This window comes from Candidatus Vallotiella hemipterorum (assembly GCF_910593725.1).
GTDB lineage: Bacteria > Pseudomonadota > Gammaproteobacteria > Burkholderiales > Burkholderiaceae > Mycetohabitans > Mycetohabitans hemipterorum.
Map to the genome: position 1 here is coordinate 653,315 of NZ_OU343031.1, position 24,583 is coordinate 677,897.

At 43.6% G+C, this 24,583-nt stretch carries 15 protein-coding genes; 8 read left to right on the forward strand and 7 right to left on the reverse strand.

Annotated features, from left to right (window positions below; genetic code table 11):
• Positions 1-635: 635 nt before the first annotated feature.
• From KW136_RS02175 to KW136_RS02205, 7 genes are all read right to left on the reverse strand, one after another.
• On the reverse strand, positions 636-2,327 hold the full coding sequence (locus tag KW136_RS02175; RefSeq protein WP_216797431.1) for an NAD+ synthase: 1,692 nt from the start codon (positions 2,325-2,327) through the stop codon (positions 636-638).
• 1,535 nt (positions 2,328-3,862) lie between these two features.
• Entirely contained in the window at positions 3,863-5,332 is a 1,470-nt protein-coding gene (gene rng, locus KW136_RS02180; RefSeq protein WP_216796836.1) for a ribonuclease G, read from the reverse strand.
• A 1,112-nt stretch (positions 5,333-6,444) separates the two neighbouring features.
• On the reverse strand, positions 6,445-7,113 hold the full coding sequence (locus KW136_RS02185) for a nicotinate-nucleotide adenylyltransferase (RefSeq protein ID WP_216796838.1): 669 nt from the start codon (positions 7,111-7,113) through the stop codon (positions 6,445-6,447).
• A gap of 632 nt (positions 7,114-7,745) precedes the next feature.
• Entirely contained in the window at positions 7,746-9,020 is a 1,275-nt protein-coding gene (purD, locus tag KW136_RS02190; RefSeq protein ID WP_216796840.1) for a phosphoribosylamine--glycine ligase, read from the reverse strand.
• Between the two features lie 49 nt (positions 9,021-9,069).
• Positions 9,070-9,795 (reverse strand): YebC/PmpR family DNA-binding transcriptional regulator, encoded by a 726-nt coding sequence (locus KW136_RS02195; protein WP_216796841.1) that lies wholly within the window; start codon positions 9,793-9,795, stop codon positions 9,070-9,072.
• Between the two features lie 1,321 nt (positions 9,796-11,116).
• Complete coding sequence (locus KW136_RS02200; protein ID WP_216797438.1) at positions 11,117-11,671, reverse strand: LOG family protein; 555 nt, start codon at positions 11,669-11,671, stop codon at positions 11,117-11,119.
• Between the two features lie 1,372 nt (positions 11,672-13,043).
• Positions 13,044-13,334 carry a hypothetical protein gene (locus tag KW136_RS02205; protein WP_217946836.1) on the reverse strand — a complete coding sequence of 97 codons (291 nt, stop codon included), beginning with the start codon at positions 13,332-13,334 and terminating at the stop codon, positions 13,044-13,046.
• On the opposite strand from KW136_RS02205, the gene KW136_RS02210 reads away from it, so the two are divergent.
• The 8 genes from KW136_RS02210 (at position 13,316) to pnp (ending at position 24,491) form a co-directional block, all read left to right on the forward strand.
• Entirely contained in the window at positions 13,316-15,085 is a 1,770-nt protein-coding gene (locus KW136_RS02210) for an acetolactate synthase 3 catalytic subunit (protein ID WP_216796843.1), read from the forward strand. The genes KW136_RS02205 and KW136_RS02210 overlap by 19 nt on opposite strands.
• Positions 15,086-15,153: 68 nt before the next feature.
• Positions 15,154-15,645 carry an acetolactate synthase small subunit gene (ilvN, locus tag KW136_RS02215; protein WP_216796844.1) on the forward strand — a complete coding sequence of 164 codons (492 nt, stop codon included), beginning with the start codon at positions 15,154-15,156 and terminating at the stop codon, positions 15,643-15,645.
• A 32-nt stretch (positions 15,646-15,677) separates the two neighbouring features.
• On the forward strand, positions 15,678-16,745 hold the full coding sequence (gene ilvC / locus KW136_RS02220) for a ketol-acid reductoisomerase (protein WP_320412902.1): 1,068 nt from the start codon (positions 15,678-15,680) through the stop codon (positions 16,743-16,745).
• A gap of 129 nt (positions 16,746-16,874) precedes the next feature.
• Positions 16,875-17,513 carry a phosphatidylserine decarboxylase gene (locus tag KW136_RS02225; protein WP_216796846.1) on the forward strand — a complete coding sequence of 213 codons (639 nt, stop codon included), beginning with the start codon at positions 16,875-16,877 and terminating at the stop codon, positions 17,511-17,513.
• 21 nt (positions 17,514-17,534) lie between these two features.
• Entirely contained in the window at positions 17,535-18,425 is an 891-nt protein-coding gene (gene pssA / locus KW136_RS02230; RefSeq protein WP_216796847.1) for a CDP-diacylglycerol--serine O-phosphatidyltransferase, read from the forward strand.
• Positions 18,426-18,783: 358 nt separating this feature from the next.
• Positions 18,784-20,328 (forward strand): 2-isopropylmalate synthase, encoded by a 1,545-nt coding sequence (locus KW136_RS02235; protein ID WP_216797440.1) that lies wholly within the window; start codon positions 18,784-18,786, stop codon positions 20,326-20,328.
• Between the two features lie 1,538 nt (positions 20,329-21,866).
• The gene (gene rpsO / locus KW136_RS02240) at positions 21,867-22,136 is read left to right on the forward strand and encodes a 30S ribosomal protein S15 (RefSeq protein WP_216796848.1); all 270 of its coding nucleotides are present in this window, start codon (positions 21,867-21,869) and stop codon (positions 22,134-22,136) included.
• 258 nt (positions 22,137-22,394) lie between these two features.
• Positions 22,395-24,491 carry a polyribonucleotide nucleotidyltransferase gene (pnp, locus tag KW136_RS02245; RefSeq protein WP_216797442.1) on the forward strand — a complete coding sequence of 699 codons (2,097 nt, stop codon included), beginning with the start codon at positions 22,395-22,397 and terminating at the stop codon, positions 24,489-24,491.
• Positions 24,492-24,583 lie beyond the last annotated feature (92 nt).

A 24,583-nucleotide genomic window follows, 5' to 3' on the forward strand; every position in this document is an offset into this window, starting at 1 on the left:
GTGTTTTAGCACAACTGATACCCGTCCCAGGCCGCGATTTCTAGGTCCGCACTAAGCGCGGTGATATTCACGCTTTAACCCCATGCATGGTTTTAATATAGCATGACACACAATCACGGCTCGATGAGCATATCCGGCCTACATAGACTATGATTCGATGAGGGCTCGCAGCCTTATTAGCGGATTCATGCATGCGTAGATTAAAACTAAGGTTGTGCTCTGCGTGTGTGTAATCTACGGTTATGGATTACTCAGGATGACTGCTGAACGGAATTTAACATAATCGCTGCTGTATCAGGCAGCATGGGTTATATGAATTACGGTTGCCCAGCTTGTTTCTTTAGATGGTGCGCATCTAAATCACTGCCAAGATATTTACACAATAAAAATCTTTTAAAACCGATAAGATCTTTTAAAACCGATAATCACCGTGTGTATCCAGCGCATCTCGTAACAGATAAAAGTGATTGGAAACTGCAATTCCTCATCCTTTTTTCAGAAAAAGTCGACTATATACTTTATCGAAATAACAGTAGACAGAGCTTTAGCCGGCTAAAACCTTGCCATTAAAGCCCAATTATTAAGAACAAGCCTTATTGTTTATTACTCCTCTAATTGGAATAGATTAAAATTAATTATAGATAGCGTTCCTCATTAAAATGCGATGTAATCGGATAGCGCCAGTCCCGTCCGAATGCACGGTGTGTAACGCGGATCCCAATTGGTGCCTGGCGCCGCTTATATTCGTTGATCTTAATTAGATGAGCAACCTGCTGAACATCATCTCGGATATAGCCAGCTGCAATGATTTCTGATAGAGAGCGCCCCTCTTCTACGTACATCTGCATAATCGCATCTAGCACTTCGTACGGTGGCAAGCTGTCCTGGTCAGACTGATTCTCTCGCAGCTCGGCTGACGGCGCCCGCATTAGGATGCGTTCTGGAATAATATTGCGCGTAGCGAATGTAGTTGCTGTATTCCGATAGCGACATAGTCGATACACTAGTGTTTTCGCGATATCCTTAAGTACAGAAAAGCCTCCTGCCATGTCACCATACAGCGTGCAATAGCCCACAGCTATCTCACTCTTATTGCCAGTGCTTAATACGATAGAGCCAAATTTATTCGATATAGCCATAAGCAGCGTACCGCGAATGCGTGCCTGAATGTTTTCTTCGGTGGCATCGTCAGATAGACCCAAAAACTCTGAGGCAAGCGATACGCGAAACGCCTCAAACATTGGAGTAATAGAAATCTCATTATAGCGTACGCCAGCACGACGCGCTATCTCTGTTGCATCGGATATTGATATCTCCGTAGTATAACGGGAGGGCATCATAATTGCCCGAACGCGGTCTGCACCCAATGCGTCAGACGCGATAGCTAGTACTAGAGCTGAATCTACGCCACCGGATAACCCAATAATAGCTTCTGGGAATCCGTTCTTATTTACATAATCGCGTACGCCAAGTACCAGCGCAGCATAGACTTGAGTCTCTATGGATACGCATGGCGCAATTTCATCACGTTGCGCGTGTGCGCCATCGAACTTAACAATCGCTGTTTTTTCCACAAATTGTGGTAGGCGAGTTACTAGTTCGCCCTGTGCATTAAGCACAAACGAGCCCCCATCAAACACTAGCTCATCCTGAGCACCAACCAAATTCAAATAGACCACTGACATGCCTATCTCTCGAGCGCGCTCTCTCAGGATATTAATACGCAAATTTTCTTTGTCTATGTGGTATGGTGAGCTATTCGGTACTAGTAGTACGTTGGCGCCCGCTGCCTTCGTCAGCAACGCAGCCGAAGGCAGCCACGCGTCTTCGCAGAGGATAACGCCGAACTTTACTCCTTCTAACTCAAACACTAACGGTTGAGGATTAGACTTAAAATACTTTTTTTCATCGAATCCACCCGTATTGTGTGGTTCTTGCTTTAAGCATGTTCCAGAAATCTGGCCATTGATTAACAGTGATACTGCATTAAATATATCTGCCGGCAATGCACAGCCCTTGACTTGTCTATTTAAATTAGTATCTTCTATTGGGGAGCTGCGAAATAAATGGCCGACTAACACATGAAGTCCAGTAAAACAGCCGAGCCGAGAAACTAACTCGTTAAATGCTAGATAACTTGCCGTGTAAAATGCTGGTCGTAGTAGCAAATCTTCAGGTGGGTACCCTGAAAGTGCCAGTTCCGGCGTAATCATCAACGATGCACCAGCAGTATAAGCGGTTTGAGCGGCGGTAACGATTTTTAAAATATTTCTAGAAAAATCACCGACAGTTACGTTAATCTGGGCAAGGGCGATTTTCATGGCAATATAATCAATAATATTAAGTACATAAGCGGATTTTGAGTGCACTAGATTTCAACATATTGCAGGTAGTACGCAATGCGATTATTGGAAGCATCTCAGCCGTGCACACTTCATCTCACACCGGGAGTAACCTTGCGATATTAGCAGCGCTGGTTACTGAATTTATTTGATGGACTCTATATTTAGTAGCATTAAGCTAGCACAAGACGGGATATACGCCGCATAAACGAATCCTAACGAATTACGCCACTGCTTAGTAGCCTCGCTTGTTCTGAGATATAGAACCACGAAATTGTTGTATCGATTTATGAGGATTTAAGGAGAGCATGAACTGCCTGTAATAAAAATCTATATCTGCGCACGAACATGTATATTTAGCTAAACAGAAGCGAGCATCATACTACCAACTTTTGATGTATACGCCCTTACATAAGAATATAAAAATATCCCAGCCAAATAGTATAAGGTACGTAGAACTGCGTATGATATTACTTTAGTTCCCAGCATAGTACTCTTTATAAGAATCGTTATTTTTCGCTGAATATTGCTATCCAATCAGAAGCATTATGCGATAAGCCTGATTAGGCGTAGATGTTCCTGAATAAATTAGCACACCTTCTTAGGAAACCTATTTCTTATGATTATGGAGAGAAGGCTAGCAGATCAAATCACTAGCTTGGTAGAGGTCTACAAACGTAAGGTATAAATATATAAATATTAAGGATGGGACAAACAGGGATTGTTACATAAGATACTCCAGGGAAAGACGTCTGAATAAATCTCGCTTTCGAGATCACATACGATAAATCGCATAAGTATTTATCGATGAACAGTCCTCGTATTCCCAAAGTGGTATTTTAAGGAGAATATAAATAGTGAGTGGCGTTTACCTACTAGGAACTAGCCTGGTTACTCGGGATTCGCTAGCGAAGAAATCACATTTTTTGAGAGCGAAGCCCATAGTATCTACTATGAAAGCTTTTTCGCGTCTAATAGGAATTACTCGCGTGAATAAGATAGTCAATTTATAATATCGGATTTATTCTAAAGCTATCCTGGGGTAACTCTTATAATAAAAGCAGATAAAATGATGCGGTAATTTCTATCGCAGCATAATGCAAGCAATGCAAAACACCTGTATAGCGCTATGTAATACTAAGTTATTAATTAACTACTAATTTCTGAAGCGAGAAGTCGATTAACACAATATTTCAGGCTGGCTAGGGGGGTATGGGGGTATTAATTTCGCTATTCAGACCACTAAGATATTAGCTATTCTTATCCTCAGTATTATTCTGTGTTGATAATATTAATAATAATCTGATGCTTCGCGGCAATTATTAAACGTGCGCTTAGGGTGCATAATTGCTATGCTCTATCGCACACAGTACACTATCTAGTATACTGTGTGCCTTTATAAAATCGATAAGATTAATTACATTGAGTTCTGTTGCTTACAGCCTAATCTAGGATTAGGCATTCTTTAGAATGCATACCATTTAAAGATCGGCGAAATCGCGATAGATATTATATTTTTTCTATATCAGTACGATTTTATACTGTTCTTGATTCAAATTCGACTCGACCTGTAACGACACTAGTTTTCCCATGAAGTTAGAGAGTGTCGATAGGTGTTGCGACTCTTCTTCAAGAAAAAGATTAATTACTTGCTGTGCGGCTATAATACGGAACTCGCACGCATTAAACTGCTTAGACCTACGTAGGATTTCACGGAGAATATCATAGCATACAGTTCGAGCTGTCTTTACATGTCCCTTACCTTGGCATACTAGACATGGTTCACATAGCAAATGTGCGAGCGATTCACGCGTGCGCTTTCGGGTCATCTCGACCAGACCAAGCTGAGAAAAACTATTGACAGTAACGCGTATTCGGTCTTGGCTGAGCGCTGTTTTTAACTCGCTAAGCACTGCATCACGATGTGTAGCATTGTCCATATCGATAAAATCGATAATGATAATACCACCTAGATTACGTAACCGCAGTTGCCGTGCAATGGTATAAGCGGCTTCGTAATTAGTCTTGAAGATCGTATCATCAAGGTTACGTGTGCCAACATAGCCTCCCGTGTTGACGTCGATTATAGTCATAGCCTCGTTCTGATCAATTATGAGGTATCCGCCAGACCTCAAGTCGACGCGACGCGATAGTGCGCGTAAGATCTCTGTTTCTATGTTATACAAATTAAACAGCGGGCGCTCGCCAGTATAGTGATGTAGCTTAGCGGTAATAGTCGACATAAATTTATTTGCAAACTCGACTAGCATCTGAGATGTCTCGTAAGAGTCGACCTGGATCCAGGTGGTATCGTCATTAACAAGGTCGCGTAATACGCGATGTGCTAAACTCAGTTCCCGATATAGCAATATTGGCGGCGGCACCTGCATAGCCCGCGTCTGAATAGTGGACCATATTTTGCGTAAGTAAGTGCTATCATTTAATAGCTCTTTACTGGACGCATATTCGGCAATCGTACGTACAATGTAGCCCCCCTTTTCGTCGATAGGAAGAGAGGATATTAGGCGAGCACGGACCGCTTCGCGTTCCGCTTCACTCTCTATCTTTTTTGAGATTCCGATATACGGCTCTTGTGGCAAATAAACAAGCGTTCGTCCGGCAATGCTAATCTGGGTAGAGAGACGGGCACCTTTCGTGCTAATTGGGTCTTTAATGACTTGGACCATTAACGCTTGCCCCTCGCATACGATTTTTTCAATCGGTTTTTGAGGAGCATTAACTGCTACATCTAGTGAAAACCGAGGTCTCCAGATATCGGTTACATGCAGGAAGGCAGCGCGATCTAGCCCAATATCAATAAACGCTGATTGAATGCCGGGAAGCACCCGAACCACTTTACCGAGATAGATATTACCAACGCAGCCGCGTGACAACTGTCTCTCAATATGAAGCTCTTGAACGGTGCCTTGCCGAACGATAGCAACACGGGTTTCCTGCGGGGTGACGTTGATCAGAATTTCTTCGGTCATTATGTATTAGAACGTCACATAGAGCCTGCGCGCAGCAACACTGGCGATTTCGCAAAGGATAAAGTATGATACCTGAATAGAGCTTGTCAATCCGCCTATCGAATACAATAGCCTTGTATATCGTAGGTACTTTATTTATAGAAAGCACTCTGATGCATATATCACGAGCATAAGATATATTGTTTGCTCGTAGTAATTTCGCGCATAACGCGGATAAAGAAGGGAGTGAAAAAGCAGTAGAGATAAATAGCTTATTAGCTGGCTAACCTTTAGACATACATCTTATGTGAAATTAGCATTTACCAGGTTACCCAGAATTCTCTACTAAATATAAAGGTAGAAGCCTTCATAAAGATCATAGCCTGTGCAGCTTGCATACATAAGCCTGCGTTACAGAGGTATATTAGCCTCGGTTTCTTTAAGTTAAGCGGCTTCAGCGAGCAATAGTTTAAATCCCATGCTAATTTATTCTAATTAGAATAAATTAGCATATAAAGAAGTTCTTCTAGGATCGCAGTAGCAAGCTGCTCGCATTTACATCATAGTCTAATTATAGTTATATATCGCGTATCTAGAAATATAATGACCACTTTAAGTAGACTACCTGTACATGCTCTATCAGATACTATATTTTTTCTTTCTAGGCGCCCAGAAGTACCTATCCCAATTATATATTCGAGAATACGATATGCCTGCTTAGGCTATTGCGATCCATCTATATCGCCGAAAGTTGCTCACAATCTAGACTAGAGTTAGATGCTCTACTATAATTAGATAGTACACTAATCATCAAAAATATTTGCCGCAACTCGGCGCTGATTGTTTTGTTAGATTGTATATCTTTTTCTTACTATCAGTATAATATACTAGCATTATTTTTGCATCATTTTTAATATTGTGCTTGCTGTTTAAGGTAGATGTAACTTCCTAGCCCGTACACGTAATAACTTTCTTCTAAATTTTAGAGAGCAGAATAGTATTCTAGACTTAATAGTATAAAGAAACCGCGCCCCTATATCCCTGATTTCGGTTTTAAAAATATAAAGATATTACCTCTTGACATGCTTAAGCATGTATAATAACAATATCTTAAAATCTTAGGGTATTTATATTCAAGTCTGGTAAAGATGATGCTGGTAAATGTACCAGTAAACCTCGTCTGGAACGTTCTTAACCGCCGTAAGACGACTACATCCCTGTTCGCGTATTAAACGGCGCATATCTGTAGCTGAGACATCTACTGATAGTGTCGTGTCAAGTAAGACATAACCATGGCTTGTTGAGCGTAGCAGGTCGACCGACACGCTACGATGCCTGATTTCCTCAAGCACTATAGTATCTGCCCTCGATAGATCGAAACCAGGACGAGCCGCAATGCCGATATGGGCTAGCTCAAATAATCGGCGCCAGTTTTTCCAGGTGTGCAAGCGGACTAGTTGATCGGCTCCAATCAAGAGCGTCAACGATGCAGAAGTTCCATAATATTCTCGCCATTCTAATAGCGTTTTAGCTGTATATGATGGGCCAGGATGATAGATTTCGTCGGTTGATACAGTCACTCGTGTAGAGGGTAACACCATCGCTGCCGCGATGCGAGTCATCGCAAGCCGATGATAAGCGGCTGATACATCGCTCTTTTGCCATGGCTGCCCAGCTGGCAATAGCACGAGCTCAGTTAATCCGATCCATTGAGAAAAATATCGTGCGACAGCTAAATGACCAGTGTGGATTGGGTCAAATGTACCGCCTAGGATGCCAATCCGCGTAGATAGGGGTGGCATATGTCGGTCGTAACAACAATGTTTAGTAATGCTGAATTTAGAACACTCAGATTGTCCTTATTTAAGAACACAATCAGGGCGGGTAATGTATACCAGATCTAGTCTGGTATACATTAAAATTACGATAAAGTAAAATACCTTATAAGCTAGTATTAAACTGCCAGTCGGATTACGATGTTATCGCTATAGCTAGATTAACATTATACAGATGTAGCCTGCTTACTATTTTGTAGACTAAATAGCGTGACACGCTCAGAGATGATATTAAATGCAACATATTATTTCTGGAAATACGCCTGAAATACCACCGTTCAAGCTTGCTATTAGATATCCGCGTACAGCGTCTGTAACTGTTAAGGGCATCTCAAAGCCCTATAAACGAAGCTAGATTCAGCTATAAGCCCTCACCCTGAGACCCGTGACTTAGCTTTAGGCCTGTCTCAACATATAAATGTCAAGTGGCTTACATCACTTGTCCAAGCGCCAGCAACACGGAGCTCTACTATAAGTAGATGATCTTGTACAGATCGGAAGATTTTGAAATCGCAAGCAGCTATGCCACGAACCAGTCCAACTACTAAATCTGGATTAAAAGATAAGGTATTAAGCTTAAACAGATATCTAATAGTAGATCAGTGCTTAGAGTTTAGAGCACGGTAACCGATATCGCGTCGATACTGCATACCATCGAATTGAATTCTATGAATTGCCTTATAAGCAATTAATCGTGCCTCACATACTGAATCTGCTAATCCAACTACGCATAGTACGCGTCCGCTCGAGGTAACTAATTTATCATCGACCAGATTAGTACCCGCATGGAATATAACGAGATTTTCAGTCTGTTCTGGAATGTAGTAGATACTATCTCCCTTTCGAGGCGCGTATGGATACTGATGCGCCGCGAGTACAACACCTACTGCTGTGCGTTGATCCCATTCGGGTTCGATGGCGTCGAGCGTTCCAGCTAGTGCATGCTCGAGAATACAAGTAAAGTCACCTTTTAACCGCGTCATAATTGACTGCGTTTCAGGGTCGCCCATTCGGCAATTAAACTCTAGTGTCTTCGGGTTACCCTGTGCATCAATCATCAATCCAGCATACAGAAAACCGGTATAACAGAGGCCTTCTTGCTCCATAGCACGCACAGTGGGTAAGATAATTTCGCGCATAACACGTAAATGCAATTTCGGCGTAATAATAGGTGCTTGCGAGTAAGCACCCATACCACCGGTGTTTGGACCCTGGTCGCCGTCGAGTAGCCGCTTGTGATCCTGGCTTGACGCTAGAGCAAGTACGTGCTTTCCATCGACCATCACAATAAAGCTAGCTTCTTCTCCCTGCAGATATTCCTCGATAACTACACGCGCGCCTGCGCTACCGAGCTTATTATCAGTTAGCATCATCCTAATCGCACAGTGTGCTTCATTAAGCGTTTGAGCAACCACCACGCCTTTGCCGGCTGCGAGTCCATCCGCTTTGATCACGAGCGGTGCGCCTTTTTCTTGAACATATGCGTGTGCTAAGTCCGCATCGGAGAACGTTGCGTATTCAGCGGTTGGAATGCCGTAACACTTCATTAGCGTCTTCGCGAAGTCTTTTGAGCTTTCAAGCTGAGCAGCTTCACGGGTCGGCCCAAATATCTTTAGGCTGCGCGAGCGAAATAAGTTAACAATACCTGCCGCGAGTGGTGCCTCCGGTCCAACCAAAGTGAAGGCAATCTGCCTCTGCTCAGCAAAGTCAGCTAGCTCATCAAGATTAGTAATGTTAATATTATATAAGCGCTCCTGCAACGCAGTGCCGCCATTACCTGGCGCCATATAGACCGCGGTGACCCGTGGCGATTGGGCGAGTTTCCATCCTAGTGCGTGCTCGCGACCGCCGGAGCCGACGACCAGTATCTTCATAGAAATCCCCTCCTCCAAAGAATGAAGAATTTTTTGACTCAGGTTGTAATTAATCCGCGATAGCTGCGTTCGTGTAAACCTCCTGAACATAATCGAGATTTTTTAGTGCACTAAGCAGTTTTTGAAGCTTCACTGCGTCAGCGCCGATACACTCTATCTCAGTTCGAGGCTGCATTGTTATTCCAGAAAATTCTGCCTTAAAACCCCTAGACTCAAACGCAGCTTTAACCTGGGCGAAATTATTTGGTGGGCAGACTATTCTGATACTGCCATCGTCATGAGTTGTTACGTCATCTGCATCAGCCTCCAATACAGCCTCTATTAGTTTGTTCTCTGGTATACCTGGCAAGAACAGGAACTGGCCAATATGGTTAAATAGGAATGCGACTGAACCGTCTGTGCCCAGATTACCTCCGTATCTAGAAAACGTGTGACGTACTTCCGAGACAGTGCGAGTTCGGTTATCGGTTATTGTATCGACAATAACAGCTACACCGCCGATTCCATATCCTTCATAACGTATTTCTTCATAGTTTACGTTCTCGACGCAACCTACACCGCGCTGGATCGCGCGATTAACGTTATTTTTTGGCATGTTAGCATCTGTTGCTTTATCAATCGCTAACCGTAGGCGCGGGTTTAATTCAGCGTTTCCACCACCGAGCCTCGCCGCAACAGTTATTTCCTTAATTAACCGTGTCCAGACATTACTTCGCCTAGCATCTACCGCGGCTTTCTTATGCTTAATATTAGCCCATTTCGAATGACCAGCCATGATAATTTCTCCGACGGCGTACGCAATGCGCGCATCATTGCTGGAATATCGATATTATGGCGAAAACTGTAGTACGCGAATGTGCATAATAGTATTTTGCTTCCAGAATAAAAGTGGTATAACTGTATCATACCAACTACACCTGTCAGTGACACGGCTGTAATATAACCTCTAGATATTATTCATAATCCGAGCCTAGACTTATCTCCAGTTACACCCCTAAATATTGTTTTGGGAGACGCGCCCCAGACGTAGAATCTGTCAGAATTGTATATTAATGCAATTAATATAATAAGTAGGTGTACGGTATACGCTCGCTTTCAGCTAGGTTATTTAGCAGATAAATGCGTCGTCTAAATCGATTTACTACTTAGCTCTACACCAATAGAGCCATGCTTTGAGACGCTCGAGCGGCGAAAATAGGGTTGCCGTAGTAGAGTAGTCTCGCAGTCATGCAGTACTCTATCAATTAAGGTAATATTTACTGCCTGAAGATATCTGTATACGGGTTACTGGAACGGTAGTCGATGCTAGCTTTGACAATAAGCTACTGCCCAAAAAGATTATAGAATATGCGTGCTCTAGTACGTCATATCGACTTTGTTGCCAGGATTTATAGTGTATGCGATAGCAGCATTTTTGAAGATGCCTATTTATGTTTACTAGGGGTGGTAGACCCGGGTAAGTAAGGATAAAGCCCATCGGATTTTCGTTATCGCATCAAGAGATAACATCTTAATTTCTTTTGCTGGCCGCTCCTGACGTAGGAATCATATTAGACGGTGTTTAAACAGCTTAAATAGCCATGCTACTATAGGACCTCCTGCATTACCGCTACGGTAGCGCTGATATATAGCTATAAGATTTATTTGTCTACATAGGTAAGGCGAATAGGGATCTGACACTTGATATTGATGAAGTATCAGATCCCGCCGAATTTCTATGCTGCTAAGTCTACATAGAATACTTTTAACCAAATCTTAATCGTTAAGTAGTAGATTTTGCTGCCTGCTGGATCTATATAACGAGTTTATTTATCACGAGATGAATTGTTCTCATACTGTAAATTGAAATTTACAAGTGGACACATAGACCGACGGTATTAAGTAGATCTATCTCATACACATGCAAAAGAATTACATGTAAATAGCTAATCCGGAGGTAATCCTCCTTATATGGTCGTCGTCGCCTTGCGATAGCCAGGGTAGCTCTAAGGCATATTAGGCTAAATACTTGCTATACCTTCTAGGTATACATATCGAACTGTGTAACGAAAACGCTATAATGCCGTGAAACTACTTAGTGCTTATTTGATTACTGATTACCGATCTGATTGGACATAACGTTGCAGCCTATCAAGCAACTCTTGAGCATCCGACCTTACCTGGAGTAGACTGATGTAGTCATATCGCATAAATCCTTCATTAGCAGCATGGTGTAACAGTGCTAGCAGTGGATCGTGATAGCCAGAAACATTCAGCAGGCCCAGCGGCTTTTCGTGATAGCCGAGTTGTGCCCACGTGTAGATCTCGAGTAACTCTTCAAATGTTCCCGTACCACCCGGCAGAGCGACAAAAGCATCGCTCAAATCAGCCATCATCTTTTTTCGCTCGTGCATGTTTTCTACAACATGCAGCTCAGTTAGGTTACGATAATTAATCTCCTTTTCAAGCAAAAGTTTAGGAATTACTCCGATCACATAACCATTCGCCTGAAGCACAGCATCTGCAATTTCTCCCATCAATCCGTGCCGCCCTCCACCATAAACTAGCTTCATACCTGCGTGAACAAGCGCACGACCGAATGCCCGTGCTGCTTGCTGATATTCGTCTCTATAGCCAACAGCTGAGCCGCAATATACGCACACTGAGCTAATCATCTAGCCCTTTAGATGTTTGTCTCAATCTTAATGCCATCGAACTATATCTTACCCCGCTGTCGTGAAGCAGTAGAAACATTGTTAAATCAGAAAACTAGGTCATCTAATAATTAATGTGCACTTCTGCTCAAATAGGTCGTATATTAGTAATAATCTGTATTAGTCTAATTCAGATAATCTGTTCTAGATTATCTTTTCTTTGTTATATTTGTATAAGTTTGGTAAAAACCAATGTACTGTATATTGCTGCATATAGCAATTTTCTTAAAGCAGGTCTTCAATATTCGATTGCGCGTGAGAAAATTATCTGGAGCTTGGCGATCGGTATCATTGTGATGTTTAATACATCAAATTTATTCAAGAGTTTTAACGACAGCTCATAGATTTAGCTGTCGAGTGTAGCGGAGCTACGTATATTTCATTGTATATATTATACATCTCAAAAACTTTAATTATTTAACTTAAATAGATTGATAAGTTCAACTAACCTCTATATAGACAGGCATCAGACGGTAACAAACCAGTCAGTGGCAGATTGCTGAGTAAGCTAGATATCACTAGGCAGCATTTAGTATTCAGTAATGTAAGTAGTATTAATGTTATATACCTAAAATAGGCAGAACCTTCATATCTAATGATCAATAACACGCTGAGACGCACAGCATCTCAGCGTCCAATGCTCAAGTATAAAATCCAGCATCGTGTTCAATATAAAACTAGCGAGACAATGACTAGATATTTTAGTGTTGCTCTCGGTGATATAACTTCTGCGAGCTATGGCCATATAGTAGTGAACTAAGGGGGGGCTAAATAAATTCTTTGCATAGGTAGAAACTATTAATCTAAACAAAAAGTGCTAGCTGTAGCTGGGCATCACAGACGTAGCAACCGACGCATGGAAGCATAGACGTGCTCACGCTAACCTAGTTTTTTGTGCTACGCTTACCTGTTGGAGACCCTCTTGGTATGAGACTGTGGCTACGCTTTCTTGATAGGCTATTAGCTAGCCAGCTTGAGGTTCAATATCAGATAATTTCCGATACGCCCTCCACGCTTTTACGTGGTGCTATCTATACTCAAGTATCTTAGATAACCAATGATTTTCACACTCAGCATAGCTCGCTATCTAAAACTTGTCGATGACTAGTTTAGTTTTACCTCAAGTGCGGGACTCATAGTGAAATTTTTGCCTTCAGTACTTATAGTTCAGCGGTGCACAACAATTAATCTTCGATTGGGCTCTCTTAATACATAGCTCTATATTGCCACCTGAAACTCTCTGCCTCCTCGCGGATGGGCAGAGAGTTTCAGGTGGCAATATCATGGCTGATAGAATTTAGCACGATAGGCAAAGTAGAGGGCTCCCGACCTAGCTGACCCTATTGAGGCTATCCCAACATAATAGAAACGTTAAAATACCGAGAATTCGGGCAGAAAAGAGCCCCCATAGGAAGCCGGCATTTTTTCTTGATCCTTGTTGCGTGATTCGATAAATGATATCGTCTCGGGACGATGTGATTGCCTCAGTGAGGCGACTCTCAAGAACTTGCATTTTCTCTAAAAGGCGCTGCTTAAACCCGAGCCACAAGCCCGGTAGAAAGCCCCCGATCAATTTTTTGCCGAAAATTCGAAAGGTGAATAATGAATATGACAAGCGCAAAATGCCTTACGTCAAACATCCCCCCCCTTGCTGCAGCCGAAACGAGCTCAATTGGCGCGACCGTATTAATGCGTGCACTTGCTGACGAAAATGTCAGATTTATCTGGGGATATCCAGGCGGTTCAGTACTTTACATATACGATGAACTATATAAGCAAGATAAAATTAAACATATTTTAGTGCGTCACGAGCAAGCTGCAGTACACGCCTCGGATGCTTACGCGCGCTCAACCGGTAATGTCGGCGTCTGTTTAGTGACTTCAGGTCCCGGTGTAACAAACGCTGTGACAGGTATCGCTACCGCGTATATGGATTCGATACCGATGGTAGTGATCAGCGGTCAGGTTCCAACAACAGCGATAGGCCAAGACGCTTTCCAGGAGTGCGATGCAGTTGGGATTACGCGGCCATGTGTCAAGCATAATTTCCTCGTGAAAGATGTCCATGAGCTCGCTTCGATCGTCAAGAAAGCATTCCATATTGCCCGGAGCGGTCGCCCTGGACCGGTGCTAATCGATATTCCAAAGGATATATCTAAAGCGCCGTGTCAATACGAGAAAATTAAGAATATTACACTGCGCTCCTATAGTCCGGTCACGAAAGGTCATTCGGGCCAGATTCGCAAGGCGGTCGCACTACTACTCTCCTCGAATCGCCCATATATCTATACTGGTGGTGGCGTTATTCTGGCTGAGGCTTCGCGTGAGTTAAACCAATTTTCAGATTTACTCGGCTATCCGGTAACTAATACTCTAATGGGTCTCGGAGGCTATCGCGCAACCGATCGTAAATTCCTCGGCATGCTAGGTATGCATGGCACGTACGAGGCTAATATGGCGATGCAACACTGCGACACGCTCATCGCGATTGGAGTGCGCTTTGATGATCGCGTTATCGGCGACCCAGTACATTTTGCGAGTACACCGCGCAAGATTATTCATATCGATATCGATCCCTCATCAATTTCTAAGCGAGTTAAAGTAGATATCCCAATTGTTGGTGATATAAAAGAAGTGCTTAAGGAATTAATCGAACAGTTACAGATCGCTCCACATAGCCCAGATAGCACTGCGCTGAACGTGTGGTGGCAGCAGATTGAGCAATGGCGTGCCCGAAATTGCTTGAAATACAACCGCGATAGCGAAATTATAAAGCCACAGTACGTTATCGAAAAACTGCATGAGCTGACTGGCGGCGACGCATTTGTGTGCTCGGATGTGGGACAACATCAGATGTGGGCTGCACAGTTCTACCGCTTCGATAAGCCGCGCCGCTGGATCAATTCCGGGGGCCTTGGGTCTATGGGCTTCGGTTTGCCAGCTGCGATGGGTGTGAAAATGGCTCATCGTGACGACGACGTGATCTGCATTACTGGTGAGGGTTCAATTCAGATGTGCATCCAAGAGCTATCTACATGCAAGCAATATGAGACGCCCATTAAGATTGTATCTCTGAATAATCGCTATTTGGGTATGGTTCGACAGTGGCAACAACTAGAGTATAACAAGCGCTATTCGCATTCATACATGGATGCACTGCCAGACTTCGTAAAACTTGCCGAAGCGTATGGCCATGTTGGTCTTCGTATTGAACGCTCTGTGGACGTTGAGCCTGCATTAAAAGAGGCATTATATCTAAAAGAGCGCACTGTATTTCTCGATTTTCAGACCGACCCCACCGAGAATGTCTGGCCTATGGTTCAGGCTGGTAAAGGTATTACTGAAATGCTCTTTAGCGCAGAGGACCTCTGACAAAGCAAGCATCTGCGCCTGGAAAGGCTGTGCTGGATGCGGGGATATCGAAACTGAGAAGATAAACAATGCGATATATTATTTCTGTGCTTCTAGAGAATGAACCTGGTGCGTTGTCACGCGTAGTTGGTCTGTTCTCGGCGCGTGGCCATAACATTGAAACCCTAACTGTCGCACCTACCGAAGACCACTCCCTATCTCGTATGACGATCGTAACAATTGGCTCAGACGAGGTAGTTCAGCAGATTATGAAGCATTTAAACCGTCTAATCGAGGTTACCAAGGTAGTTAATCTCACTGAAGGAACTCACATCGAGCGGGAACTAATGTTAATAAAAGTGCGGGCGGTTGGCAAGGAAAGGGATGAGATGAAGAGAATGTCGGATATCTTCCGAGGGCACATTATTAATGTGACTGAAAAGACCTATACGATCGAATTAACTGGGGCCAGCGGAAAACTTGATGCGTTTATCTCGGGGATTGATGCTACAGCGATCCTAGAGACAGTTCGAACCGGCGGATCTTGTATCGGACACGGCGAGCGGATCCTTAAAATTTAACCCACTCTAGTAGTACTAACGAATAACTTAATATCAGTGTTAATACACACCGAATTGAAACAACAATACAGCAAGGAAAACATATGAAAGTTTATTATGATAAAGATGCTAATATTTCGCTCATTAAGAGTAAGCAAGTAACAATTATCGGCTATGGCTCTCAAGGACACGCACACGCGCAGAACTTACGTGATAGTGGCGTGAACGTGACGGTAGGGCTGCGTCGAAGCGGTGCGTCATGGACAAAGGCTGAGAGCGCTGGCTTGACTGTGAAGGAGGTAGTTCAAGCAGTAAATGGTGCTGATGTCGTGATGCTCTTACTTCCGGACGAGCAGATTGCCGACGTCTATAAGCGCGACGTACATGAGCATATTAAAAAAGGGGCGGCACTCGCATTTGCACATGGGTTTAATGTTCACTATGGCCAAGTGATACCGCGTCCTGACCTAGACCTGATTATGATCGCACCGAAGGCGCCAGGCCATACAGTGCGATACACCTATACACAGGGTAGTGGTGTACCCCATTTAGTCGCGGTTGGGCAGGACAGATCAGGCGCGGCGAGAGATATCGCGCTATCGTATGCTGTGGCTAATGGCGGTGGCCGAGCAGGCATTATTGAGACAAACTTTCGCGAGGAAACTGAGACAGATCTATTTGGCGAACAGGCTGTACTATGCGGCGGCACCGTTGAGCTGATCAAGGCTGGCTTTGAGACGTTAGTTGAAGCAGGCTATGCGCCTGAGATGGCGTACTTTGAATGCTTGCATGAGTTAAAGCTGATTGTCGATCTTATTTATGAAGGTGGCATTGAAAATATGAACTACTCCATCTCAAACAACGCTGAGTATGGAGAATATACGACCGGCCCGCGCCTGATCACCGACGAGACAAAAAAAATAATGAAAGAGGTGTTGCGTGATATCCAGACTGGCGAGTATGCAAAAAGCTTTATTCTTGAGAATCGTGTAGGAGCTCCGACCTTACAAGCGCGCCGACGCCTAACAGCAGAACACCAGATTGAGACAGTTGGTGCAAAGCTACGTGCAATGATGCCTTGGATTGCGAAGAATAAGCTGGTTGATCAGTCTAAGAACTAAATATGTGATTGCACCACAAAGGTGATTGCGCGTTTAAGCTATCTTTTAAGATACCGTGCTCGCAATATCGCGGGCACGGTAGGGATCTAATTATACCCCTTTTATCTTCTTGGAACCGGCTCTCCTTATATGACATATCCTCACCCGATTATTGCCCGAGAAGGTTGGCCTTTTATCACGCTTGCATTCTTCGTAGCGCTGCTGATGCATGCGTGTGTAGGTTTCAGTTGGGCATGGCCTTTCTGGTTACTGAGCCTGTTAGTTGTGCAGTTTTTTCGGGATCCACAACGTCCTGTAACGCAGCAGCCCAATGTAGTACTATGCCCAGCTGATGGGCGGATTATCCGGATAGAGACTGCCTACGATCCGTACGCGAACCGAGATGCTTTAAAAATAAGCGTGTTTATGAGCGTTTTCAACGTTCATTCGCAGCGCTCCCCAATTGACGGTTCAGTAATTAAGATTAAATATTTCCCGGGTACCTACTTGAGGGCAGCAATCGATAAGGCGTCGCTAAAAAATGAGCGTAATGCTATTATTCTGCAGTCTTTAGACAATCATATTATTACCTCTGTCCAGGTAGCTGGGTGTCTTGCTCGGCGCATCCTTTGCTACGTGCGAACGGGCGAGATGCTCGCCCGTGGGCAGCGCTATGGATTTATCCGCTTTGGCTCACGTGTAGACATATACTTACCCTTAGACAGTAAGCCGAAAGTGTCGATTGGTGAGAAAGCGCGCGCGTCAGTGACGATTTTAGCTGAGCTTTAAGCGTCGAGCGAGGAGTGCTTGATGACTGGTTTTAAACCGCGAGTCACCCGTGACATAAGACCTCGACCAACGAGACTATTCCGGCACAACCGCACAGTACAGGAGCGGATTGCACGACGTAGTCTTCGAGTTGCTCGCCAACAATTATTGCGTAAACGAAGCGTTTACCTTCTGCCTAACGCATTTACAACTGCTGCATTGTTTTGCGGTTTTTTTGCCGTTGTGCAAGCGATGAACGGGCGATTTGAAATCTCTGCCATCGCAATCTTCGTAGCTATGGTTTTAGATGGAATGGATGGCCGCGTTGCGCGTATGACACATACACAAAGTGCGTTCGGTGAGCAATTCGATAGCCTGTCTGACATGGTATCTTTCGGTGTTGCGCCGGCATTAGTGATATACGAGTGGGCTCTTAAAGATCTTGGTCGCTGGGGGTGGCTTGCTGCGTTCATCTACTGTGCTGGTGCTGCTCTGCGCTTAGCTCGCTTCAATACAAATATCGGCGTAGCGGATAATCGATATTTTCAGGGCCTACCCAGTCCTGCAGCCGCAGCGCTAATAGCTGGTTTTCTATGGTTAGCGACCGATAATAGAGTGCCACTGAAACTTAACTACTTACCATGGATTGCATTTTGCTTAACGATCTATGCTGGCATTACTATGGTATCTAATGCACCTTTCTATAGCGGCAAGGCGCTTGACGTCCGGCATCGTGTGCCTTTTGCAGCGGTACTACTAGTTGTAGTCGTATTTGTGCTGGTCTCCTCTGATCCACCGCTAATTCTATTCTGTTTATTTATAATGTATGGTTTGTCCGGATATGTTTTATGGATAAAGCAAGCGATATCGTATAAATTCAATCTGGCTAGGACTCATAATATAGCTAATCTCAGTGACCATGAGCTTAAGTAAACACAAGCCACCTTACCGACTAGGAATGAGATAAAGCGTACGCATAAGAAATATCTTGTGTAAAAGAACACATCGCAAACAAGGTAGTAAATAATAAGCAGCTTAAAAATAAGTGGCTGTAGCAGATTAATAAGCGCGATATCGCAGTTAGGTCTCGTTGTACTTTAACCTAATTAACGCTATAGTCATTTGATAAATATGGCTGCAAGGCTTCACCATCTCTGCCGGTTAGAGTGTATTTGCTCTGAATCGATCTCGACCCCCGCTTCGTCTCGCCTATTTGGGTTGGCGTCACCTGCGTTGGTTCCGACAGATAATGTTGTCGCTTACCACCACTAATTCGAGTCCGGAGACTGACATGACAGATAAGTTAATCATATTCGATACGACATTACGTGATGGCGAGCAATCGCCGGGTGCCTCGATGAGGAAGGAGGAAAAAATCCGAATTGCACGACAACTCGAGCGTATGAAAGTAGATGTAATTGAGGCCGGCTTCGCGGCTAGCTCTAATGGAGATTTTGACGCGATTCAGGCAATTGCTTCACAGGTGAAAGACAGCGCAGTCTGTTCGCTAGCACGCGCTAATGACAAAGATATCGCGCGTGCAGCTGAGGCGCTTAAGCCAGCAGGGCAGTTTAGAATCCACACATTTATTGCGACTTCCATGTTACATATGGAGAAAAAGTTACGTATGACGCCGAAACAAGTGTACGAACAAGCTCGGCTTGCAGTACGTTTTGCCCGACAGTTTACAGATGACATTGAATTTTCATGTGAGGATGGCAGCCGTTCAGAAATAGATTTTCTGTGCAGAGTGCTAGAGGTAGTGATCGCAGAAGGTGCAACTACTATTAACATTCCGGATACTGTCGGCTATGCAGTACCAGACGGCTATGCTGCGTTGATTCAGCAAATTCGAGAACGAGTACCAAACTCAGACAAGGCGGTGTTTTCGGTGCATTGCCACAATGATTTAGGTATGGCGGTTGCAAACTCGCTAGCAGCAGTAAAGCTAGGAGGGGCACGGCAGATTGAATGCACAGTAAACGGTCTTGGAGAACGCGCTGGAAATACTTCACTAGAGGAAGTGGTGATGGCCGTAAAGACACGACGTGATTACTTTGGGCTAGAGGTGGGAATTGATACAACACAAATTCTACCTACTTCTAAGCTCGTATCTCAGACGACGGGCTTCGTAGTGCAACCGAATAAAGCTGTAGTAGGTGCTAACGCGTTTGCGCACGCGTCAGGGATTCATCAAGATGGAGTTCTTAAGGCTCGGGACACATACGAGATTATGCGTGCGGAAGATGTAGGCTGGAGCGCAAATAAAATTGTGCTTGGCAAGCTATCTGGCCGAAATGCCTTTAAAAAACGACTACAAGAATTAAGAGTGGTATTAAATAGTGAAGCAGAACTAAATAGCGCTTTCTTGCGCTTTAAAGAACTGGCTGATCGCAAGGCAGAGATTTTCGATGAGGATATTTTATCAATCTTAAGCCAGGAAGCAAATGCGGTGCTTGATCATGAGACCTATCGGTTTGTCTCGTTATCACAACACTCGGAAACCGGCGAGAGACCATCTGCAAAAGTAGTGTTTGCTATTGATAGCAGCGAGACAGTCGGTGAAGCTCATGGAAATGGCCCAGTCGATGCGACGCTACATGCAATTGAGTCACAAGTTAATAGTAGTGCGGAATTGATACTATATTCAGTGAATGCGATTACAACCGGTACGCAAGCACAAGGCGAAGTAACCGTACGTTTATCTAAAGCGGGGCGTATTGTCAATGGCGTTGGCACCGACTTAGATATCGTGGCCGCTTCTGCAAAAGCTTATATTGCGGCGTTAAATAAGCTTAATTCAAATACTGAAAGACTGAACCCACAATGCTCGTAGTTACTCTAACACAGTAGACTCCCTCTACCACCAATACTGGGGTAAGCCGCTGCTACTGCTAGTGTGGTACACCGCTAAACATAAAAAGAGTGCCAAAGAGGAGCCCCTCTTTAAGGGGATCTGCTAAACATAGTTATACTATAACGATGATAGTACGAGTGTCGTCGAGTAAAAGTAATGTAGATAGCACTATACAAAATTATATATGACGATATCTTTACGATGCCCGATTTATTCTATAGATATAGGCTGTTTCCTTAGTTTTTTAAAACGCATTAAAATATCTTTTTATCTATATTTCACTATCATTGTGTAGAATTCTCTGTATTATGGTATTTATTAAAATGTCAATAATTTTCCTAAAATATAGAGAGCTGTATAGCTTACAAATAGGATACTAATCCGCGATGCTTAGTATCAATGTATAGTTTCCAGTATCAAAAGTTTCTATATAATCGCATACGCCGTACATATCAAGACTAACTATAGGCTACGCGGTTAAATATATGAATACATGATCAAAATTTTTTTCTTCTATTTTTTTTCTTTAAAATTGAGCGTTACAAAATCATCACTATTTTAGCAAAAATAGTGATGATTTATGATACATTCTTAATATTAATAGAAGAGCTCAAATATACGTAAGTTGTTTAGATAAGTTTAGAGGGATAAACGTGTAACAACTTTTAAAATGGCAATATTTCTAGCTGTAGTGTGTCGCTATATGTAGAATCCATATATCTTCTATCGTTCGTATTAAGTAGTAACGATTACATCACAAAGCTATAGGCTTCAATATTAATTATATTCTTTAGTATGTTTTTGAACGTGGTCAGGGTATATTAATACGTCTATATCAGGGTAATATTTTATGAAAGTAGCGATATGCTGCGGTTTTTATGTTAGAGTGTTTTAGGGGGGTTATTGTCCTTACTTTACAAAAGTAATAAATAAACTAACTCACTCGTACTGTTTAGTAATTATTTAACTACTAATATAGTGCCATCTTAGTACATGTTAAATAAAAGTATTAATTTATAGCACTTGTTAAGGTCTGCTGTTTAAGAAGGTTACCTACTTAAACTAGACTAAATAAATTCTATTCTTTTTAGTTACACTAGCCTCCTAGTATGCTGGACAATTACTATAAGAATAGTAAATGAGTTTAAAATCTTAGGTCTTTGATAGTGATATATGGGGCTTGTGAGTAAACCCTAATCTATAGCTTTACACTTTTAGTAGGAACACTTTGAATAATATTAGCTTAGATTGTCGAATACTTTTAAGAGGAGTACGATGTGTGTAGTATAGAATACTAGCATAGTATTCAGTTAATAAATAATCCAACCTCTCATGTTATACGGAAGGGCTATAGTTTCTCACTCTCTATAGTATTTATGCCTAAAAATCGCGTTAAACTATATGTATCTTATAGCGCTATAAGGCATATCCTAGCTATGCTAAAATTGTAACCTTTCCGTAAACACACGGCACGGCCTTTCTTCTGTGACCGCCTGTTGATCAAAATAAAGAAAATTATGTCTGTAGCAAATATTAATAAAGTAGAAATTATCGCGCAATTTGCTGGTGGTATAAACGACACTGGCTCACCAGAGGTGCAAGTTGCCCTACTAACGAGTCGTATTAACGAATTGACGGTGCACTTCAAGGCTCACATAAAAGATCACCATAGTCGTCGCGGTCTGCTACGCATGGTGAGCCGCCGCCGTAAGCTGCTTGACTACTTAAAGGCTAAAGATGCCGATCGCTATCGTACACTGATCCAAAAGCTAGGTCTACGCAAGTAAGTGTCTTAATACAGAGAACCTCTGCCTGCATCAGGAAACCTGATGCAGGCATTTTATTTTAGCATTTCTAATGATGAGTTTCGAACGCTGTCATGCAACCGCCTAGTAAAGGAGACAGGGGGTATTATGTAATGCCTTTGGCGGCAGGATTATTAGCTGTCGCGCTGAAATAATAATACTTCTCTGTTTGTAGGTATCTGGCAGCGGTTAAGGAACGGTCGATAGACTGGCCGTGTATAAGCGCGGTGTCTCGAAGGGATAAAAATGTTAAACAAGATTATCAAAGAATTTCAATGGGGCCAACATAAGTTTTGCCTTGAAACAGGCGAGATCGCTCGTCAGTCAAGCGGTGCAGTTCTTGTTAATGTCGAGGATACCGTCGTGCTCGCGACAGTGGTAGCATCTAGAGCGGCTAAGTCGGAACAAAGCTTTTTACCGTTGACTGTTGATTATATCGAGAAAACGTATGCGGCCGGTAAAATTCCAGGCAGTTTCTTTCGTCGAGAAGGCCGCCCCTCCGAGAGCGAGACGATGATCTCGCGGCTAATCGATCGCCCGTTGCGTCCGCTATTTCCAGAAGGCTTCTACAACGAAGTACAGGTGGTAATTCATGTTCTATCTATCAACCCGGATATTCCAGCAGATATTCCCTCAATGATTGGCGCATCTGCTGCGTTGGCTATCTCTGGCATTCCTTTTCATGGACCGATCGGAGCGTCACGCGTCGCTTATATTAATAATCAATTTTTGCTTAATCCGACTCGTTCACAGCTTAAGGCATCACAGCTAGATTTAGTGGTTGCCGGCACTGAACACGCTGTTCTGATGGTTGAGTCCGAAGCAGATCAGTTGCCAGAGGAAGTAATGCTTAGTGCGGTCATGTTTGGGCACGAGCAAATGCAAGTGGCGATTAACGCTATCCATGACCTTGTTAAGGAGGGAGGTAAACCTGAATGGGATTGGTGTCCAGTATCAAAGAATCAAGCGATAATTGCGAGCGTGACAGAGCTGGCATGGACCGAACTAAAAGCAGCATACCGGATACAGAAGAAACAGCAGCGATCGATTAAGCTGAAGGAGGTATATGCATCGGTTATAGCCAAACTCGCTGAATACGCTGGAATGGGTGGCGTTAATGCTGAGGTAGTCAGCAGCATTTTATTCGATCTCGAGGCAAAAATCGTGCGCGGTCAAATTCTAAATGGCGAGCCTCGGATTGACGGACGTGACACACGTACTGTGCGTCCGATTGAAATCCGGACCGGGATACTGCCACGCACGCACGGCTCGGCGCTGTTTAGCCGGGGCGAGACACAGGCATTAGTAGTGGCTACACTCGGTACTAGAAGTGATGAGCAGATAATCGATGCAATCGAGGGCGAATATCGTGAGCGATTCATACTACACTATAATATGCCACCATTCGCGACTGGTGAAACGGGACGTATCGGCTCGCCGAAGCGGCGGGAGATCGGTCACGGCCGGCTTGCTAAACGAGCGCTTTCCGCATGTCTAGCAAGTGATGACTCGTTTAGTTATACGATCCGCGTTGTATCTGAAATTACTGAGTCGAATGGCTCATCGTCGATGGCTTCTGTGTGTGGCGCCTGTTTAGCGCTAATGGATGCGGGCGTACCCATGAAAGCTCACGTGGCGGGCATCGCTATGGGGCTGATCTTAGAGGGCAATAAGTTCGCAGTACTCACTGATATCTTAGGTGACGAAGACCATCTTGGCGACATGGACTTTAAAGTGGCAGGTACGTTACAGGGTGTAACTGCATTACAGATGGATATAAAAATACAGGGAATTACAAAAGAAATCATGCAAGTTGCCCTTGCACAAGCGAAGGAAGGACGCCTACATATCTTAAATCAAATGATTGCCGTAGTGCCGTCGACAAACACTCAATTGTCACAGTTCGCGCCGCGCATAATCACAATTAGGATTAATCCAGAAAAGATTCGCGATGTAATCGGCAAGGGTGGCTCGGTAATCCGTATGCTAACAGAGGAAACAAACACAACGATCGATATTTCCGATGACGGTATCGTAACGATCGCAAGCATAAGTCCTGATGGCCTAGCCGAGGCGAAAAAACGCATCGAGAATATTACGGCGGAAGTGGGAGTCGGCCAAATCTATGAGGGTACAATCTTGAAACTTCTAGATTTTGGTGCAATCGTGAATATCCTGCCAGGTCGTGATGGTCTGCTGCATATTTCTGAGATTGCAAACGAGAGAATTAAAGATATTAACGATTACCTAAAAGAAGGCCAACATGTGAAAGTTAAGGTAATCCAGACCGACGAGAAGGGTCGCATACGGTTATCCGTGAAGACACTGCTTCTATAAGAAGCCATCCGTCATGCCAGGGACACGTCGGGGAGATGTAGAGTAATATAACTAAGAGTTTATATAGCCGGAGTGTTTTGAGCACTGCCGGC

What these genes read in the sequence shown, in the direction of transcription:
- KW136_RS02235 (WP_216797440.1), top strand. Translation starts at nt 18,784, where the DNA reads ATGACAGATAAGTTAATCATATTCGATACGACATTACGTGATGGCGAG.
- rpsO (WP_216796848.1), top strand. Translation starts at nt 21,867, where the DNA reads ATGTCTGTAGCAAATATTAATAAAGTAGAAATTATCGCGCAATTTGCT.
- KW136_RS02210 (WP_216796843.1), top strand. Translation starts at nt 13,316, where the DNA reads ATGAATATGACAAGCGCAAAATGCCTTACGTCAAACATCCCCCCCCTT.
- ilvN (WP_216796844.1), top strand. Translation starts at nt 15,154, where the DNA reads ATGCGATATATTATTTCTGTGCTTCTAGAGAATGAACCTGGTGCGTTG.
- KW136_RS02225 (WP_216796846.1), top strand. Translation starts at nt 16,875, where the DNA reads ATGACATATCCTCACCCGATTATTGCCCGAGAAGGTTGGCCTTTTATC.
- KW136_RS02185 (WP_216796838.1), bottom strand. Translation starts at nt 7,113, where the DNA reads ATGCCACCCCTATCTACGCGGATTGGCATCCTAGGCGGTACATTTGAC.
- pssA (WP_216796847.1), top strand. Translation starts at nt 17,535, where the DNA reads ATGACTGGTTTTAAACCGCGAGTCACCCGTGACATAAGACCTCGACCA.
- KW136_RS02195 (WP_216796841.1), bottom strand. Translation starts at nt 9,795, where the DNA reads ATGGCTGGTCATTCGAAATGGGCTAATATTAAGCATAAGAAAGCCGCG.
- purD (WP_216796840.1), bottom strand. Translation starts at nt 9,020, where the DNA reads ATGAAGATACTGGTCGTCGGCTCCGGCGGTCGCGAGCACGCACTAGGA.
- rng (WP_216796836.1), bottom strand. Translation starts at nt 5,332, where the DNA reads ATGACCGAAGAAATTCTGATCAACGTCACCCCGCAGGAAACCCGTGTT.